The organism is Salmonella sp. SAL04213, assembly GCF_046550535.1.
Classification (GTDB): domain Bacteria; phylum Pseudomonadota; class Gammaproteobacteria; order Enterobacterales; family Enterobacteriaceae; genus Salmonella; species Salmonella enterica.
On record NZ_JBGDXS010000001.1, the window covers coordinates 396,925 to 413,280 of the forward strand.

Here is a 16,356-nt window from a genome sequence, read left to right on the forward strand (position 1 = left end):
ACGTCATCGTCATCTTCAACTAAACTTGTAACCGTTATCACATTTAAGGAGATGGAGAACCATGAAACAAACCGTTGCTGCTTTTATCGCCAAAACGCTGGAACAGGCTGGCGTAAAACAAATCTGGGGCGTCACTGGCGATTCCCTGAACGGCCTGAGCGATAGTCTTAATCGTATGGGAACCATTGAATGGATGCCAACCCGCCACGAAGAGGTCGCCGCTTTCGCCGCCGGCGCACAAGCGCAGCTTACCGGCGAGCTGGCAGTGTGCGCCGGTTCATGCGGACCGGGCAACCTGCACCTAATCAATGGCCTGTTTGATTGCCACCGTAACCACGTCCCTGTTCTGGCGATCGCCGCCCATATTCCGTCCAGTGAAATCGGCAGCGGTTATTTCCAGGAGACCCACCCGCAGGAGTTGTTCCGTGAATGCAGCCACTATTGCGAGTTGGTTTCCAGCCCGGAGCAGATCCCGCAGGTACTCGCCATCGCCATGCGCAAAGCGGTGCTAAACCGCGGCGTCTCCGTGGTCGTACTTCCGGGTGACGTGGCGCTGAAACCTGCGCCTGAAAACGCCGTCACTCATTGGTACCATGCCCCGCACCCCGTCGTCACGCCGGCGGAGGAAGAGCTGAAAAAACTGGCGCAACTGCTGCGCTACTCCAGCAATATCGCATTGATGTGCGGTAGCGGCTGCGCGGGCGCGCATGAGGAGTTGGTCGCGTTGGCGGCAAAACTAAAAGCGCCAATCGTTCATGCCCTGCGCGGCAAAGAGCACGTTGAGTACGATAACCCTTATGATGTGGGAATGACCGGCCTGATTGGCTTCTCTTCTGGCTTCCACACCATGATGAACGCCGATACGCTGATCCTGCTCGGCACCCAGTTCCCCTACCGCGCCTTTTATCCGAGCGATGCCAAAATCATTCAGATTGACATCAACCCGGGCAGTATTGGCGCGCACAGCAAAGTCGACATGGCGCTGGTGGGCGATATTAAAGCCACGCTTCGCGCCCTGCTGCCGCTGGTGGAAGAAAAAAGCAATCGTAAATTCCTCGATAAAGCTCTGGAGCACTATCGGGACGCCCGTAAGGGACTTGATGACTTAGCCAAACTCAGCGACAAAGCCATCCATCCACAATATCTGGCGCAACAAATTAGCCATTTCGCCGCTGACGACGCTATTTTTACCTGCGATGTCGGCACGCCGACCGTCTGGGCGGCCCGCTATCTAAAAATGAACGGCAAGCGCCGCCTGCTGGGTTCGTTTAACCACGGGTCAATGGCCAATGCCATGCCGCAGGCGCTCGGCGCTCAGGCCACCGCGCCGGGTCGGCAGGTTATCGCGATGTGCGGTGATGGCGGCTTCAGTATGCTGATGGGCGATTTTCTCTCGGTGGTACAGATGAAGCTGCCGATAAAAATCGTCGTCTTTAATAACAGCGTGCTGGGCTTTGTGGCGATGGAAATGAAAGCCGGCGGCTACCTTACCGACGGTACCGAACTGCACGACACCAATTTCGCGCGTATCGCCGAAGCCTGCGGCATTACCGGTATTCGCGTGGAAAAAGCCGCAGACGTGGACGGAGCGCTACAGCGCGCGTTTTCCATCGATGGCCCGGTACTGGTTGACGTGGTCGTGGCAAAAGAAGAGCTGGCGATCCCGCCGCAGATCAAACTGGAACAAGCGAAAGGCTTTAGCCTGTACATGCTGCGCGCCATTATTAGCGGCCGCGGCGATGAAGTGATCGAACTGGCGAAAACGAACTGGCTAAGGTAAAACAGTGCACATCACCTTTTAAAATCCAGGGATGTGCCATGATTGATTTACGCAGTGATACCGTTACCCGACCGGGCCGCGCCATGCTCGAGGCGATGATGACCGCCCCGGTCGGGGACGACGTATACGGCGATGACCCTACCGTTAACGCCCTTCAGCGCTACGCCGCCGACCTTTCCGGTAAAGAAGCGGCGCTTTTTTTACCCACCGGCACCCAGGCCAATCTGGTCGCGCTGCTTAGCCATTGTGAACGCGGCGAAGAGTATATCGTCGGTCAGGGCGCGCATAATTATCTCTATGAAGCTGGCGGCGCGGCGGTGCTCGGCAGCATTCAGCCGCAGCCCATCGACGCCGCCGCGGACGGTACGCTGCCGCTGGAGAACGTGGCGGCGAAGATTAAAGCGGATGACATCCACTTCGCGCGCACGCGCTTGCTCAGTCTGGAAAATACGCATAACGGGAAAGTGCTGCCGCGCGCGTATCTGAAAGACGCCTGGACATTTACCCGCGAACGTGGACTGGCGCTGCACGTTGACGGCGCCCGAATTTTTAACGCGGTGGTTGCCTACGGCTGTGAGTTAAAAGAGATTACGCAGTATTGCGACTCTTTTACCATCTGCCTGTCAAAAGGTCTCGGAACGCCGGTCGGTTCGCTGCTGGTCGGCAACCGCGACTACATTAAACGCGCGACGCGCTGGCGTAAAATGGTCGGCGGCGGAATGCGTCAGGCCGGGATTCTGGCAGCGGCCGGACTGTATGCGCTGAAGCATAACGTGGCGCGTCTGCAAGAGGACCATGATAACGCCGCCTGGCTGGCGCAGCAGCTTCGCGAAGCGGGCGCGGAGGTCATGCGCCACGAAACGAATATGCTGTTTGTTCGCGTTGGCGAAGCACAGGCCGCCGCGCTTGGCGACTATTTACGGGAACGGAATATCCTGATTAACGCCGCGCCGATTGTGCGTCTGGTGACGCATCTGGATGTCTCTCGCGAACAGCTTGCCGACGTCGTCGCCCACTGGCGCGCCTTTTTAGCCCGCTAAGGAGAGCAACGTGGCGCAACGCATTCTGGTTCTCGGCGCCAGCGGCTATATCGGCCAGCACCTGGTCTTTGCGCTAAGTCAGCAAGGGCATCAGGTGCGGGCGGCGGCGCGGCGCGTGGAACGTCTGGAAAAACAGCGCCTCGCCAACGTCAGTTGTCATAAGGTCGATCTGCACTGGCCGGAAAATTTACCTGCGCTGCTTCGCGACGTTGATACCGTTTACTATCTGGTACACGGCATGGGCGAAGGCGGCGATTTTATCGCCCATGAGCGTCAGGCGGCGCTCAACGTGCGCGACGCGCTGCGCCAGACGCCGGTTAAGCAACTTATTTTCCTCAGTTCATTGCAGGCGCCGGCGCATGAGCAATCCGATCACCTGCGCGCCCGCCAGCTTACGGCTGACACGCTGCGCGACGCAGGCGTGCCGGTGACGGAATTACGCGCCGGGATCATCGTCGGCGCAGGCTCCGCCGCCTTCGAAGTCATGCGTGACATGGTTTACAACCTGCCAATACTCACGCCGCCGCGCTGGGTGCGTTCGCGCACCACGCCCATCGCTCTGGAAAATTTACTCTACTACCTGGTCGGCTTGCTGGACCACCCTGCGCACGAACATCGTATTCTGGAAGCCGCCGGGCCGCAGGTATTAAGCTATCAGCAGCAGTTTGAACGTTTTATGGCCGTCAGCGGTAAACGGCGTCCGCTGATCCCGGTGCCTTTTCCGACCCGCTGGATTTCGGTCTGGTTTTTAAACGTCATTACCTCCGTGCCGCCGACTACCGCAAAAGCCTTAATCCAGGGGTTGAGGCACGATTTGCTGGCCGATGACGCCGCGTTAAAAAAGTTGATCCCCCAAACGCTTATCACCTTTGATGACGCCGTTCGCCGCACGCTGAAAGAAGAAGAAAAACTGGTGAACTCCAGCGACTGGGGCTACGACGCGCTGGCCTTCGCCCGCTGGCGTCCCGAATACGGCTATTTTCCAAAGCAGGCGGGCTTTACCGCGCAGACCCAGGCCAGCCTATCGGCGCTCTGGCAGGTCGTAAATCGGCTGGGTGGCAAAGAGGGCTATTTTTTCGGCAATATTTTGTGGCAGACGCGCGCCGCGATGGACCGTCTGGTGGGGCATAAACTGGCGAAAGGCCGCCCGTCGCATACTTTGCTCAAGCCTGGCGATACGGTAGATAGCTGGAAAGTGATCATTGTCGAACCAGAAAAACAGCTCACGCTCTTGTTTGGCATGAAAGCTCCGGGTCTGGGGCGGCTTAGCTTCACGCTGCACGATAAAGGTCGCTACCGCGAAATTGACGTGCGCGCCTGGTGGCATCCACACGGAATGCCGGGCCTGATTTACTGGCTACTGATGATCCCGGCGCACCTGTTTATTTTCCGGGGAATGGCAAGGCGTATTGCCCGACTTGCAGAACAAATCACAGAAAAATGAGAAAAAGTTGCTGTATTCTTTCGTGTTTCCCATTGCATACCGACGTAATTCACGGAAGAATGCGCACGACGGTTTATTAAACAATGCAATGGGTACAGACCTGATTTTAAACAATTAAATCAAAGTTGATTTTACATTTTAGGTACGAAAAAAGCAAATTTAGGTACTGGAATTATTTTACACTCCAGCTATTCATTGCTTTATTTGTGCCGCCTTGCCTGTTTGATTGAACGTTTTGCTGTTTAATCCAGTTTTGAGCGGCGCGTTGAAGGGCTTTACCTAAATCCTGACCCTGTTTTGTACTTGATTGTACATTACCATTTGTATTCCCTCCCTGATTATACACGTAAACCTGAATGCCAGAAGCAGAAGAAGAACCGACACCTGATGTTTTCGTGGCGCTTAGATTTGGAACGCTTGGTACTGGGAGTGAATTATAATCCATTGCTGATTCAGCAGCGGAAGCGTTTCCAGAACTACCAACACCAAGCAAGTCCCCCATCCAATTACTAAATGGTGCAACAATAACATCTCTTACCATTACTTTTTCGATCATGGTTAAAATATCCTTTAAATAATTTTTCCATCCAGCTTCCCCAGTTGTGAAAAAATCAGTTAATGAATCGGTCATATAATCTAAGGATTTATCCCATACTTGCGCAACTTGCAAAGCAACTTTATCAGATGTTTCCTGGTAACTTTTCATTCCTTTTTTAGCGCCAGCTAATACGGAATGAAGGTTATCCTCATAATCATTATATCCTTTTAGGTCATCCTCTAAAGCATCGCCGCGCATTTTATTAATATCAGAAATTTGTTTTACAAATTCAGGGGACGAAACTGATTTATGTTGATGTTCTGCCAGTATCTTGACATTATCAATCATTTTATCAAATTGCTCGTTGATTTGTTCTTGGGTCTGCTCAAAATCATAAGCATCAGAAGATAAATCGCTAAAAGGTTGATTTTTATTCGCCCACCTTTTATTTATTGATAAATCCATTGATTTAAATTGCTCATTAACTCTAGTGCTATAATCACTTAATTGTTGAGCATATCTTGCGGCATCTGCGGCGGCTTTATTTGCGGCCCTTTGAGCAGCAGTTAAACCGTGATGACTAAAGGATGCATGATAGAAAGCGTTAAAATCATGGTATTCTTTTGTATCGCTTAAATCTTTTGATTTCGATGAATTTATTGAATTAGCAATATCCTTATGGTATTCATCAGTTTTTTTAATAATAAAATCTTTTCGTTGCCTCATCCCATTTAATATATTCTGTTGAACCTGAACCCCAGCAGATGAATAGCCCATAGCACCCATACCCATATAAGATAAAGCATCATCCCACCATGTTGATTGTTTTAGCTCACCCTGTTTCCCCTGTGATTCGGTTACTTCATTTTGCATCCCCTGCAATAACCCAGCCATAATATCAGAACCAGCGGTTTTATAATTTCCAGATTCAATATCTTTATTTACCTTATCAAGAAGACCGTCACCCATTTTATATAGTGCGGCATATCCTTTGGTTGCATCAGTTTGTGTTTCTGCAAGTATTTTCTCCATCGCTTCAGTTTGCTTATCACCGAATTCCTGTTGATATTGAAGAAGAAGAGAACCATTCTTTTTCAAAAAATCAGGTGTTAGCCCAGCATTAAGCGCATTGGAAATAAACTCTTCTTTAGCTTCCCTTGAAGCATATTTAATAGTTTGTAGACCGTTAACAATATCATCAACTTTCCCTGAAAATAATGCATTAGCATTACCGGATAATATTGATGATTGTTGTAAATCCCTTTGTGCTTGCGCGGCTTCCTGCATTGATTCTGTTAATTCTTCAATCCCTTCAATTAATCCGGTTACACCCATAATGATTCCAGTGCCAGCAAGACCGCCCAATCCGGCAGCGCCCATAAATATACTCGCAGAACCACGCAAATTAGCCCATCGTCCCGACATAGCCTCATGAGACATTACGCCAAGCTCTCTTAATGCGCCGTGGTTTTCTTTAATTCCACTAATAAAATTAGTGAACCAGTTACCTCCAGTCTTTTTAGCACTTTCTGCAATTTCAGCCTCCGCTCTCTCTAATTGCTCTTTTGTTTTAGATATTAGACCAGAATAATAACCGCCAGCGTGCATATTAATAGGCTTGCTCATTTGGTCTGCTAGTTTACTTGCGGCGTCAGTAGCACCTTTAGCTGATTTAGCTAAATCATCTAAACTACTAGAAGCGGCGGTTATTTGTGATGTATCTACAGAAAAGCCTAATTCAGCATCTGTTCCAGACATTTTATTTTACCTCTTTAATGTATATTGGTTCGCTTCGCTCACGCCCCTGCGGGGCTGGTGGGTAAAGAAAAGGGAGTTTTTAAACCTTGTGTTAGAGTGATTTAATATGATGGGTTAAATTCTATTAACCCATACACTATTTGATTCTAAAGATAATTATGTATTTATACGTCCTGATATTTAATGCCCCTGCCTAATTAACATTTCCCGTCTTTTCCTTTGCTGACTCTTTTTTAATTCTTCCAAGTCCGCCTTTTCAGCATCATAGTCATAAAATTTTTGCGTGGAATATTTTGAATCTCCTTTTAGTTTACTGTTTCTTTCCGCACAAACATAAGCGGCCTCCCTTCGGGTTGAGTATTTAAAAACAGGCTTGTTCTTCTTGTTGTAAAAAGAATTAGGGTCTAAAGGTTCGGACTTCTTATGGTACACGACTGTCCAAAAAACATAATCTGGGTTCATCTTAATTAACCTTTTTACTTGGAGTTATTCTTAATCATCAATTTCTTAAGAATTTCATAACGGTTATCCTTTTCCGCTTCCACTTCATCGTTTTTACTGGCGATTTGCTCTTGTTTATAAATTTCAACATCAACCAAATCAAGCATTGTTCTAACTACGACTTTTCGTTTGTCATTTGATTTATTTAAAATGTTAATAAGCGAGCGGCGCTTGTCATTTGCCAGTGCCGTTGATGGAAATATCGATAAAGGCTTTAAATACGCATTACAGTACATAGTATCAGGGTCATCGCTATCCGTTTCAGGGTTGATAACAAATACTCCATAGCGCCTTTTATCAGTGCTCATTTTTAAACTCCGCTCTTAATACATGGCAGGCAACTGCCATGATAACAATAAGTGCAATAATCATTTAGCATATCCCCTATAACGCACAGCCTAAACTAGCGAGATAGTTACTTTCCTTTTTAATCATTCCTAAATAAATTGCGATAGCATAATCCTTGCTGTACATTCCGGCCTCATTTAGTTCGGCCTCGATTAATTTTAAATTTTCAACTTCGTCCTTTATTGGAAAGTTGTATGACATAGTGCTAAAAATTCTCTCACAATTATTATTCATTTAATCACCTCGTTAATTTCTTTATCTAAACGACAAACCAACATTCTGATAATCGCATTTCTACTAAGATTTACCCCGTATTTATTCTTATAATAAAGCTTATATTTTTCAATAATATTAAGCTCCTGCTCATCAATCGAGCATATAACACGCCGCATGGACATACATTCTTCCTCTTGTTCATTGAATGAAGCTATCATAATATAATCACCACACCATCAACAAGCGTTTGATGATATATTTTTGATGAAACTAACCTAAAGGATCAAATAATGATCAATACTGACGATACGTTACCTATAAGTAAAGAAGAAGCACTCTCACTAGTTAACAAAGCCGAAGCTAACCTATTGAAAGCAAAGGAAAGACTAGATTACCTCACCAGGAAAACATATTTAATTCAATTAACCATAAATAATAAAATCTACTTTTTATGTAATGATGATTCTTTAACTGAAAAATTCGGGGGCGCAATTAAATTTAAAAGAAAATGCGATGCACAACAAGAATTGATGTTTTATCTTGAAAGAATTGAAGCTGTAGGTAACCCAAAGATAAAAAGTGAAATCGTAATTGAAAAAGATCTGCTTAGAAATTTTATCTCACACACTGAGAAAAAAATTAACAATTAATCCCATTCTAATTATCGGTTCCAGTAATTACTATGCTATCAGGGTGGTTTAATCTAAATCACCCTATTTTTATGGATACACACAATGATTAGTCTGAAAAATATCTTAGTTGGTTTGATAGCGTTTTTGTCTTTACTTTTATCTGGGTGCGCCCAGTTTAACAGGCCAAGTGACATTAAAATTCAAAATGGTGATTATGGATTGGCACCTACAGATGAAGATAAAGCTGAAATTAAAGATTTTATACGTAGCAACTTAATTGACCCAAATTCAGCCATATTTAAAATTGACACCCCCAAAAAATACTGGCTAACTGATTATAAAGGAATCACACATTTTGGTTATTTTATTGGTGTACTGGTTAACGCTAAAAATAGTTTTGGAGGATATACGGGATGGCAACCTGAAGGTATTTTCTATAAAAATGGTTCAATGACTGATGTGACAGGAATTGAAATGTGCGACAACTGGGCATGTCAAGCTCACGGTTACGTGCAATAACAATCCAGCCATCAGTAAGGGGCGCTCCGTGCGCCTCTATACGGCCTCATCCTGACAGGTCACCCAATCATACCTTCTCACCTCTTGCGCTTGTTGGCGGTATAGTTCCGGCGCAAATCTGAGGCATCCAGCATCATGCCTATATCCACCCAATGACGAACACCAGTCACGCCATATATGTACAATTATCAACCAATGAATTCACAGGAAGCATCAGGAGGCGATGGCGCACTAAGCCGTACAATCACCTTGCCTGACAGACGTTGGGCCCGCTGTGATGGGCTGACACCGAGCGATAGGAGCTATCGACCTGAAGCAACATTTTCGTCCGCTTCCATTTAAAAATTACTCTTTCGACAATTTACATGTTGACGAAACAATATACCCACCAATAAATAATAAAGCGCCGACAACGATAAATTCAAACTGATTAAATAAAAGCCCAATATTCAGCGTTTCAGAAAACCCACTAGTGGTTTTCATTGTTGCCCCGTACATTACAAGAATTCCACCAGCAATAATAAACATATATGCGAAAAACACTTTCATTAAAATATCTCAAATAATTTTAAAACTAAATTGTGTAGAATGTCACTAAAAATGCAATATGCCAAATGGCATAAACTATCAAGCCTTTTGGCTGTGATAAATTATGAATTAAAAAGCTGAAACACAATGATAATTTTAGAAATTAATTTATAGCCGTTAATGGTGATAACATCCATTCCCTTTTACTGGAGTAACGAAAATGACCAAAGCAGAAACCAAGCGCCATTTACATGGGGTTTACCTTGAATGGATTCAGGGAAATATGGATACCAGAGAAAAAGAATTATCTTTTCATGGATATATTTGCCATCTCCCAGATTTTTCAACTTTTAGATTTGGTGCTGCCCGCGACTATCAACAAACAGCTATGTGGGTTAGAGAATGGAATGAGCAATTAGGAATTAACAGCTAATCATATTGAGCTCATTGTTCGCTTCGCTCACGCCCCTGCGGGGCTGGTGGGGTAAAAAGAAAGTTGGTTTTGAACCCGCCTTTTCTCTACCTCACCACGCCGTAGGCGGTGGAGCGAAGCGGAACAATGCTAATTAAGTTGGCCTGTGAAATTCGTATTTGCTAACTAGTACATAAATACAAATTAATTAATATCCATTACGCACACGCGCGCGGCATACCCCACTACACAAGAAGTCAGTAAAACAAAATGCGCCCCTTAAATTAGAGACGCATTGATTTATTTAAATAGGCTTTCGAATTACACGATTTTTCGGAGAGCCATCTTTTTCATAATATCTAGAAGGCCAAATTTCTTGAGGTGAAACGCCGATTGCATTTGCAATAATTAATTCACCTCTAGGCCAGTCTCGATTTAATGCATTTAATAATGTCCCATCAGATAAACCATGTTCGCGAGATAATCCAGCCATACTTATTTTCTTTTTCTTTAATGCGGCAAGAATATCCGCCTTGTGCCAGTCTGTTTCCTGCATACTTGCATCCCCGTGGTGACGATCACGACGAGGTTTGCAGTACCAGCAAACAAACAAAACTGGCGAGCCTTTCGACTCCCTCGCCGTGACCGCCATAACTGACGTGCGCACGCGCATCGGCAATTGCTTGCCAATGGTTTTGTTTGTTTGGGGCTGCAAATCCCCACCAGCGCCTTTTTCACGCTGGCACACTGAATTTACCACAATCCACATGTAGCGGGAAGCACACCACCACACCACCAAAATCGGCAATTTCCATCTTCCCTTATCATTCTCTCCACCAAGGAGAAGAATGAATAAGGGGGAATAGTGGTGGAAATCCACGGCTTCCACTGGTGTAAGATTACTGGTGTAAAAACTGGTGGAGGCCAACGCCGCTGGGGATTGTTACTGGTGGAGGTGGTGTGAATATCCCTTCAACACTGGTGGAACATTTTTTGCTCACTGGTGGAGCTGGTGGCGGAGTAACCAGTTTTTTCCACCAGCCTTTTCCACTGGTGTAGGTGTCATATAGTTGACGAAAAATCAAAATTTAACCAATTCAAATTCATTATTTTTAATTGAAAAAATAAAACAGTAGTAATTAATTATCGCTCTTTTAATTTATATTTATCGAAATTGAATTTACATACAGTAGTTTGCTGTATGCTTTATGATCGACATGAACCATTAATGCTATTCATCATGATACAACAAAAACAAAAAAACACTTATTAATCAATCTGATAGCTTATCTTAACAAAGGTCTCACTATCACCGTAATCCACGCGCGACAAGGCTTACAGGCTTATTGTTGACATATTTTAAGGCGTTAAGTGCCATCAAAATATGCATTGCATTCATACCCTGTTCTTATATCATTACGGCATTCGAACCAAACTACAAAATAAATATCATGGATAACTTAATCACTTCCCGTGAAGCACAAAAATTAGCAAAAATTGGGTCAACTGCTTTTTACATGGCAAAACGTTTTAACCCTAAAGAATTTCCAAGGGAGCATATTGTTTTTTGCGGGAAAAATCACAATCCAAAGCATTTATATAATAAAGAGGATGTGATTGAATTTTTCTTAGTTAAGTACCCGAATTTTGGGGGGTAGTATGAATACTCCTATACGTATGGCTGTAGACTGGAATGCGAAGCCAGGAAACGGCTATCATTTTTATGATGAAAATGGTAATGAAGTTGGGCCGCTTTACCAATTTATTAAAGATGACCGCATTAGAATGGTTATAGACTGGGATGCGAAGCCTTCCAATACAGAAGCAACTCTTGATGAAAATGGAGATGTAATAGAATGGACAGATGAAAATGGCATTAGGTATGATGCATTCGGTAATGCTATCCCCACCAAGATTTTATGCGCAATTGAAAAAGAAGAAATAAAACTTCAATCCGAAAAGCGGTTACGCCCTATAATTGAGCATTTATTTAATCGAAAACAAGTGGGATTCCTTTATGGTGAATCAAATACAGGTAAATCATTTGCGGCACTATCCTTATTAAACCGTGTTGCACAAGGTAGGCCGTGGTCAGGCTTGCGCGTTGCTAAAGAATGCCACGCCTTTTATTTTGACGGTGAAACAGGCGTGGAAGTTAAAGACAGGAATACCGCATGGAGTAAAAAATTTAACGGCGGAATTAAAAATGAAAGGATGCATATTCTATCACCGCAAATAAATCTTTTTGATGTGGGTGTTCAAAACATAATTATTAGCGACATAAATAGCATCACCAATAACAAAGGGGGCATCATTTGCTTTGATACACTTTCTTCTTTTCTGGCGTATTACAGCAAACAATGTATTGATGGAAAAACCACTTTAGACATGGATAATCCAGATGAAAATGATGCTATTGCAATGCGCAAACTGGTTTCAATATTAAAAAGGATTGCGGTTGAAACCAATTCCTTTGTGCTTATGGTTCACCACGGCGGCAAAGATGCAGCTAAAGGCATGAAAGGCGCAATTACATTAAAAAATGACTGTGATACGGTAATTAAATTGGCGGCTAGTGATAGACAAGCTGGAGATGATGATATTGCGTTTTCAGTGTCATTAACCGTGGAAAAAAACCGCAGCGCCGCAAAGCTTCCGGTAATGGAATTCAATTTATGCTTAGAGGATAACGGTATTACACAACAAGAGTTACATGAAATCGACAATGAATTATGTGACTATCCCGATGAAGGCGAAACAGGCTATGAGGTAAAAAACAGCACTAAAACATTAGTGTTTATTGATAAGCCTAATAAGATTAATAATGATGAAAAAACTAATAAAGAGGGTGCATTACCAGGTCGAAAACAAGCTGATGATGAATCACTTGACGCGAAACTTTCACGGAGAAATAAATATGCTCAGGCACATACGCATCATCATCCCCCAATGACACAACAACAGCAACAAGAAACAATAGAAACTAATCGAAGTAATGGAGAAACGCGGGTGGTTGCTAGTGGCTTCACAGGAGAAGCGAGAGTTAAAAATAATGATAGTTATATTATGTACATGAATACGCTTAAAAAATTAAAGGATGCACCATTACAAAAAGAGTTATACGAAAAGATTTATGGTGAAATTAGTGATAACAAGTATATCAGTGCTATCAATTTAGATATCTTTATTAACAAGGAAGAAAAAACAATAGGCAAAAGGAAAGATGTGATAAAAAAAGCATTAATCGAAATGGTGAAAAAAAACGCAATCGTGATTGATAACAAAACAATATCACTACCAAAACCGCCAACACCAATAATGACAGATATTTAATTTTAGGAAAAATAAAATGACCGACACAAATTACTTTGAAGAAAAATTGCGTTCAATGGCAATTGAAAAATACACCAATGAAAATAAGAAATTAATCGCCGCACAAATCAATGAGCAATCTCAGAAAGTACAACTTACAGGGCTTGTATGTGGTAAGGATGCTATTGCCCTTTCAGGCGTAACTTCCCCTATGTTCTATGCTGCAAAGCGTTTTAACCCGAAGGAATTTCCACAAGAAATTTACCATGAGACAGAGGGCTATATCTGGTATCGAAAGCAAGACATTGTAGACTTTTTTGCAAAACATCCAGCAAGACGATATGGGAGTAAATATAATGGCTAATTTCTTTGCTGATTTAAATAACTATATTAAACAAAATCCTATTGAATACATGCGTGATTTTGGTATTGAAATTCTGGAGAATAAGAGTCAACCATGCCCTATTTGTGGTGGGATAGATAGATTTAACTGGCGTAAAGCTGGTGACTATCCGCAGACAGGATATTGCCGAAAGGGATGTGGAATAAATGGCAGTAAGATATTACAGCCCCTTTATATAATAACTCAAAAGACCAGCTTACCATATAAGGACATAGGCGCACGTATTGGATTTAATAAATCAGAAAAATGGACTAACCCGAATCATTTTTATATGCGCCCTACGCCAAAACAGAAGAAGCAGGAATTTAAACTTGCCGATTTAGATGATAAGAAACTTGAATTATTTACGCAAAGCATAAGCGAACACACGAAAAACTCCACATGGAAAGAATCACCTTACCTGCTAGCCAAAGGGATTAGAAAAATGATGTGGATTGGCGGTCACGGTCAAACATTATTAGATTACTATCGCGCCGACAATACATTTTGCGCATTGCAACGACTGCCAGTAAGTGCCGATAAAGCATTTATTAAAGATAGTCAATTGTCAGGAGCTTTTCACTGTGAGCGTAATCAGGATGGGAATATTGAAACAATATTTATTGGTGAAGGTTTTGGAACGGTTACGGCTTTTCAATACTCAATAAGTGAATTATATCCGGCATCATTATTTTTAACTGCCGGAAATAACAATAACTTACTGAACGTTGCCAAAGAAGCAAGAAGATATTACTCCAATGCTGATATATGCATTTTGACTGATAATGATAGTCATAAAGATAATACAGGCTTAAAAGCCACCATAAAAACAATGTCGCAAGTAAATAAATGTTGGTGGGCTATGCCCGTAACTACTGGTGAGGATTGGTGTGATGTTTTTCAGCGCGGAAAAATTGCAGTGCGTGATGAGTTTCGAAGGGTTCTTACAGACCGCAAACCAACAATACAGTAATAAATACAGATATTATAATTTTACTGATTTATTTTCTAAATTACACATTTATTGCTCGTTGCATGGGACTTATAAACGAATTGGTATATATCATATTTATGGTGATGAATGTCCGATTTGCCAGAACAACAGGAAAAAAACTTATTTTAATTACATTATTCTTTGCGGAGGGATTATAAAGATCGGAAGGACAGCTAATGTTAATGCAAGATTAAGTGAACTGTCTTTCAGGCTAGGAATAGGATGTACGCTGTATTCACTATTTTCCTACCCTTCCAGACAAATAGCCTGCATTGCCGAAAAGAAAGCACATGAAATTTTAAAGCCTTATCAAACATTACCTTTTAATTTAAAATTTGGCGGTTCATCAGAATTTTTTAATGTAGAACCATCAATAGCATTAAGCGCATTAGCATTTACAGGAGGGGATATTATATATCAATATTATTAGATTAATGCCCCTTACGGGGCTGCGCTTCGCGCTGGTGAGGTAGAGAAAAGGCGGGTTCAAAACCAATTTTCTTTTTACCCCACCAGCCCCGCAGGGGCGTGAGCGAAGCGAACAATACTAACTCAACAATGCCAAGTTAATTTTATTAATAACTGAAAATAGATGTTCTATATCGCCTAAGTTTTTATTTTTAGCCAGATAAATTTTACGCCCCGTATCTTTAAAGGCGTGACCTGTTATCTGGTCAATATGTGTTGTATTTATATTTTCATATTTGCTTGCGCGTGTTTCGAATGAATGGCGGAAAGAGTGAAACGTTAAATTATCTTCTAACGCTTCTGGGATAATCTTTTTTATTGTTTTATTTACTTCTTTACCAAGTGTATCCTTAGTGAAATACTTGTAATCTTCATTCCTGCAAGTACGAAACAACGATAAATCTAACTTAAACCACTTAGGGAAATCACCAAGCGGAATAAGGCGTTCACTTGCTGAATTTTTTACCGCGCCATGAATATAAATACCTTTGGGTGCGCCATTTGCATCACATAAAAAATCTTCCTTAGCTAAATCTTGTAATTCAGCTATACGCGCTCCTGTAAACATACCTAATACAATTAGTTGTTGAACCAGACTTTCACCATCATCACCATAAGTCCTTCTCTTACTGTTGTTGCAACTAAATCCAGCATGAATTAAATCAAGAATTCTATGACACTGCTCATTCGTGAAAGTCCCTCTCTTGTCATTATCTGAACGTTTATCTTTAAATTTAATATCTATTGCTCTATTCTCATTTATTATCCCTTTTACTTGCAGCCATTTAAAAAACGCAATTATTTTACTAAGTCTAAGATTTACCGTTGCTTTTAATGTATCTTCACTTTTACTTTTCCCTGCTTTTAATTTATCCTTGAAATATGTTTCTCGCATTTCAATAAAATCACCATGCGTCATTGAAGCTAAGTTTTTATCTATTAAATAAAATGATAATTCATTATAAGTTGTTTGATTTGTTTCTTCCGTACCTTTTGTCCATTCACCAGAGCTAATTTTTTCTTTTTGATATTTAGGAAACCAGTCCTTAAAAAATATCGCGTTATCTGTTTTCGCTTGATTAATAACGATAGTTTGCAATAAATCCCGCATGGTTATTTCTTCAGATTTTTCACAATCAATAAGACTGAATATTAATTGTTTAATCTTGAATCGATATTCAGATATACTTTCTGCTTTTAGTTGTCGTTGCAAATTAAAACCAATTTTTACCATTTTTAACATTTTTTGAGCGGTCATTAAATCTGTACATCTTTTCAACGAAACTATCACATCACTGTATTTTTTAGAGTGAATTTTCAGAATTTGCGAAGGAAGTTGTACCCTGACGCTGTAAGTGTTGCCACGGCGTTTAAGTGATGGATTTGGAAGGGGAAATTTAGGTACAATTTTAGGTACATCGTTTTTCCGCATCTTTTCGCAGCCCTTTGATTTTTAATCTTTTTGACTGCACCCATTGCATACC

16 protein-coding genes are annotated in these 16,356 nt (G+C 42.3%); 11 read left to right on the forward strand and 5 right to left on the reverse strand.

Annotated features, from left to right (window positions below):
* The first annotated feature begins 61 nt into the window (after positions 1 to 61).
* Genes poxB through ACLJPQ_RS01970 form a run of 3 tightly spaced genes read left to right on the forward strand, consistent with a single transcriptional unit; the run spans position 62 to position 4,264 of the window.
* Entirely contained in the window at positions 62 to 1,780 is a 1,719-nt protein-coding gene (gene poxB / locus ACLJPQ_RS01960) for a ubiquinone-dependent pyruvate dehydrogenase (protein WP_000815309.1), read from the forward strand.
* A gap of 38 nt (positions 1,781 to 1,818) precedes the next feature.
* Positions 1,819 to 2,820 carry a low-specificity L-threonine aldolase gene (gene ltaE, locus ACLJPQ_RS01965; RefSeq protein ID WP_000566346.1) on the forward strand — a complete coding sequence of 334 codons (1,002 nt, stop codon included), beginning with the start codon at positions 1,819 to 1,821 and terminating at the stop codon, positions 2,818 to 2,820.
* A 10-nt stretch (positions 2,821 to 2,830) separates the two neighbouring features.
* Positions 2,831 to 4,264, forward strand: a complete 1,434-nt coding sequence (locus ACLJPQ_RS01970) for an SDR family oxidoreductase (protein ID WP_080185118.1) — start codon at positions 2,831 to 2,833, stop codon at positions 4,262 to 4,264.
* A 172-nt stretch (positions 4,265 to 4,436) separates the two neighbouring features.
* On the opposite strand, the gene ACLJPQ_RS01975 is transcribed toward ACLJPQ_RS01970, so the two are convergent.
* The 3 genes from ACLJPQ_RS01975 to ACLJPQ_RS01985 all read right to left on the reverse strand — a co-directional run bounded on the left by ACLJPQ_RS01975 (position 4,437) and on the right by ACLJPQ_RS01985 (position 7,369).
* A complete protein-coding gene (locus ACLJPQ_RS01975) occupies positions 4,437 to 6,560 on the reverse strand; it encodes a phage tail tape measure C-terminal domain-containing protein (protein ID WP_138010005.1) in 2,124 nt (707 codons plus the stop codon).
* Positions 6,561 to 6,740: 180 nt separating this feature from the next.
* Positions 6,741 to 7,022 (reverse strand): hypothetical protein, encoded by a 282-nt coding sequence (locus ACLJPQ_RS01980; RefSeq protein ID WP_023215072.1) that lies wholly within the window; start codon positions 7,020 to 7,022, stop codon positions 6,741 to 6,743.
* A gap of 14 nt (positions 7,023 to 7,036) precedes the next feature.
* Positions 7,037 to 7,369, reverse strand: coding sequence for a hypothetical protein (locus ACLJPQ_RS01985; protein ID WP_024158150.1), 333 nt, complete (start codon positions 7,367 to 7,369; stop codon positions 7,037 to 7,039).
* Between the two features lie 546 nt (positions 7,370 to 7,915).
* Between ACLJPQ_RS01985 and ACLJPQ_RS01990 the strand changes: the two genes are divergently transcribed.
* From ACLJPQ_RS01990 to ACLJPQ_RS02000, 3 genes are all read left to right on the forward strand, one after another.
* Positions 7,916 to 8,275, forward strand: coding sequence for a hypothetical protein (locus ACLJPQ_RS01990; RefSeq protein WP_023215076.1), 360 nt, complete (start codon positions 7,916 to 7,918; stop codon positions 8,273 to 8,275).
* An 84-nt stretch (positions 8,276 to 8,359) separates the two neighbouring features.
* Positions 8,360 to 8,776, forward strand: a complete 417-nt coding sequence (locus ACLJPQ_RS01995; protein WP_079773795.1) for a hypothetical protein — start codon at positions 8,360 to 8,362, stop codon at positions 8,774 to 8,776.
* 748 nt (positions 8,777 to 9,524) lie between these two features.
* The gene (locus ACLJPQ_RS02000) at positions 9,525 to 9,737 is read left to right on the forward strand and encodes a hypothetical protein (RefSeq protein WP_127702294.1); all 213 of its coding nucleotides are present in this window, start codon (positions 9,525 to 9,527) and stop codon (positions 9,735 to 9,737) included.
* Between the two features lie 283 nt (positions 9,738 to 10,020).
* Here ACLJPQ_RS02000 and ACLJPQ_RS02005 read toward each other — a convergent pair whose 3' ends face one another.
* Positions 10,021 to 10,272 (reverse strand): helix-turn-helix domain-containing protein, encoded by a 252-nt coding sequence (locus ACLJPQ_RS02005; RefSeq protein ID WP_024147083.1) that lies wholly within the window; start codon positions 10,270 to 10,272, stop codon positions 10,021 to 10,023.
* A gap of 895 nt (positions 10,273 to 11,167) precedes the next feature.
* Between ACLJPQ_RS02005 and ACLJPQ_RS02010 the strand changes: the two genes are divergently transcribed.
* Genes ACLJPQ_RS02010 through ACLJPQ_RS02030 form a run of 5 tightly spaced genes read left to right on the forward strand, consistent with a single transcriptional unit; the run spans position 11,168 to position 14,834 of the window.
* Positions 11,168 to 11,374, forward strand: a complete 207-nt coding sequence (locus tag ACLJPQ_RS02010; protein WP_024158145.1) for a hypothetical protein — start codon at positions 11,168 to 11,170, stop codon at positions 11,372 to 11,374.
* 1 nt (position 11,375) lies between these two features.
* Positions 11,376 to 13,049 (forward strand): AAA family ATPase, encoded by a 1,674-nt coding sequence (locus tag ACLJPQ_RS02015; RefSeq protein ID WP_227490231.1) that lies wholly within the window; start codon positions 11,376 to 11,378, stop codon positions 13,047 to 13,049.
* A 16-nt stretch (positions 13,050 to 13,065) separates the two neighbouring features.
* Positions 13,066 to 13,392 carry a hypothetical protein gene (locus ACLJPQ_RS02020; protein ID WP_058331316.1) on the forward strand — a complete coding sequence of 109 codons (327 nt, stop codon included), beginning with the start codon at positions 13,066 to 13,068 and terminating at the stop codon, positions 13,390 to 13,392.
* A complete protein-coding gene (locus tag ACLJPQ_RS02025; RefSeq protein ID WP_080185115.1) occupies positions 13,385 to 14,383 on the forward strand; it encodes a toprim domain-containing protein in 999 nt (332 codons plus the stop codon). The genes ACLJPQ_RS02020 and ACLJPQ_RS02025 overlap by 8 nt, the downstream gene beginning before the upstream one ends.
* The gene (locus tag ACLJPQ_RS02030) at positions 14,337 to 14,834 is read left to right on the forward strand and encodes a GIY-YIG nuclease family protein (protein WP_227000488.1); all 498 of its coding nucleotides are present in this window, start codon (positions 14,337 to 14,339) and stop codon (positions 14,832 to 14,834) included. The genes ACLJPQ_RS02025 and ACLJPQ_RS02030 overlap by 47 nt, the downstream gene beginning before the upstream one ends.
* Before the next feature lie 117 nt (positions 14,835 to 14,951).
* Here ACLJPQ_RS02030 and ACLJPQ_RS02035 read toward each other — a convergent pair whose 3' ends face one another.
* The gene (locus ACLJPQ_RS02035) at positions 14,952 to 16,304 is read right to left on the reverse strand and encodes a tyrosine-type recombinase/integrase (protein WP_080185113.1); all 1,353 of its coding nucleotides are present in this window, start codon (positions 16,302 to 16,304) and stop codon (positions 14,952 to 14,954) included.
* Between the last annotated feature and the right edge of the window lie 52 nt (positions 16,305 to 16,356).